The following is a 2418-nucleotide window of genomic DNA, read 5'->3' on the forward strand; positions in this document are numbered from 1 at the left end:
TGCGCTTTGAGCCGGGAGAGGCAAGCAAGACATTCAACATCAACATAAATGACGATGACATGTATGAGTTTGATGAGGATTTTGAGATTTTCATTGAAAAGGTGGTGGATAATGTAACCCTCGGCAGGGCTACCGCAACTGTTTCCATCCGCTCCGAAGACCTTCCTCCGGTGGCGGGCATTTACGCTGCGGAGGATAATGAAATTACAGAGGGCGAAGATGCGGTTTTCACTGTTACGATAAGCGCTCCGTTTTCCGACAATCCGGGTGACGAGCCGACAAGTATTCCGGTTCTTATTTCGCAGGCGGGGGATTTCCTGTTCGGGGATGCCGACCTGTCCCGCGAGGTTGTTTTTGCGCCGAATCAGACCACCGCAACCTTTGCGGTTGCGTCAAGGGATGACTTGACGGCGGAACGGGACGGGCTGTTCAGGGCGACTGTTCTGTCTGACGGCGCAAGCCGCTGGCTGGTTGACGCGCAAAACAGAGTCGCCGAGTATGATGTGCTGGATAATGAAACGCCGGAGATACTGATAAGGGATCTGCGCCTCTTTACTTCTGACAGAAGACCTTCCGGCTGCACGGGCGCTATTGCTGAAACTAATTGCGGTCCCGTCGCATTCTTTGACCTTTCCAGACCGGCTCCCGAAGGCGGAGCGGTTTTTGAAATAAACGGCGTGGAAAACGGAATTCTCGGGTCTGACATTGTTATTGACAGCGAGGAGGGTCCCAGAACATTGACAATAGCGGCGGGGCAAACCTCAGCAGTCGCGGAGTTCAGGGTGTTTAATGATATGGTGCATGAGAATGACACCACATTTACCATTTCCATTGTTTCCCCGCCTACGGGTTATCGGGTCAAACCGGGGAGCAGTTTCTTAACATTTGTGGTTGAAGACCGTAACGCCCCGGCGGCGGGTGTGAATGCGGATATACCCAATTTTGAAAATGTAACTGTTAGAAGTCCCATAGATGAGGATGCGGGAACATTGGATATTTCGCTCAGTTTGAACGCCGCATCGCAGGATCAAATTTCCCTCCGGGTTCGGACTGTGGGGGCTGTGGAAGATTCTTTCTTCTATACGGCGTCTTCGCCCGATGACTACATCGCCTTTGATGAGTATGTGGTATTCCCGCCGGGCACAACCACCAGAACGGTCTCCATTCAAATAGTTGACGATGAAATCGGGGAAGTTACCGAGAATTTCAGAGTTGTGTTTGATAATGTCATCAATGCGTATCCCACCCCGGCTCGTAGAAGCAATTCCGGAGTCGGCACAAGAATCGTCAACATCACCGATGATGACGCAACTGTCGGCATTTCCACGCCGCTGGCGGAGATAACGGAAGGTAACCCCGGCGGCGAAAACAACATTTCAGTTGTTTTTGACATCCTGCCCGAACTTACCGGCGACCATACTTTCACCTACACGGTTACCGAAACCGGACTCGGCGACCATGCAAATTCAAGCGACCTTGGGCAACAAACATTTACCTATCTCGCCGCCAGTCACGGGACACGGGAGACGCAGACAGTCCGCATAGACCATGACAGAACCAACGAGGGCGACAGCGTTGTAACTGTTGAACTTGACACGGACAGCCTGCCCGCAAACTACAATGTTTTCCCCGGACAAGAGCGGTTTGAAGTCCGCGTAATCAATGACGACTCCGCGCCCTCTGACGCGCCCCGCGCCAATCTTTCGGTGGAATCCAACCGCATAAACGAGAATTCGGGCGACATTGTGGCAACGGTTGCTTTGAGCAACACAACATACACCTCCAATGTGTATGTCAATTACGGCGCGAGAGACGGGCCCGACGGCACGATAGCCGCAACCTCCCCCGATGACTTTGCCGCCATAACCGGAACTCTGACCTTTGAGCCCGGCGCACCCGCAAGCCAAACATTTACCATCTCCGTCATTGATGACGAAATAACCGAAGCCGATGAGGATTTTGAAATTTTCATCACCAGTCCGATAGGGGCGCGTCTCGGAAACGCTTTGCAGAGGATAACCATTCTTGCAAACGACCCCGCGCCGGGGCTGTCCATTGCGCCCGTTTCCTCCGCAAACGCCTCCATTACCGAGGGCGAACAGGCGGTATGGACTATTACGGCGGAAAGGGCGATTTCCTCCCTCAATGAGGTTCGCGTTCCCGTTGTGTTCTTGGAGATGGCGGTAAACGGCTCTTCATACCTGCTTGGCGAAGCGCCGACCGAGGCGGTTTTCGCGGCGGGCGCAACCTCCGCGCAAGTAACCGCCGACACGGCGGACGATGACACAACCGAGGAAGACGGCGTTTTCCGTCTCTCCGTGGGTGATGACCCGGTGGTGGGGGCGGCAAGGTGGGAAATCAATGATGACAGCAGAACCGGGGAAATAACGGTTCAAGACAACGAGTTGCCCACAGTCA

General features: G+C 53.8%; 1 protein-coding gene. It reads left to right on the plus strand.

Features of this window, described 5'->3' with window-relative positions:
* Positions 1-2418: hypothetical protein (locus tag OXF42_05850; protein ID MCY4047607.1), on the plus strand; the 2418-nt coding region annotated here is incomplete at both ends.

Source organism: Candidatus Dadabacteria bacterium (assembly GCA_026708565.1).
In the GTDB taxonomy this organism is placed as follows: domain Bacteria; phylum Desulfobacterota_D; class UBA1144; order Nemesobacterales; family Mycalebacteriaceae; genus Mycalebacterium.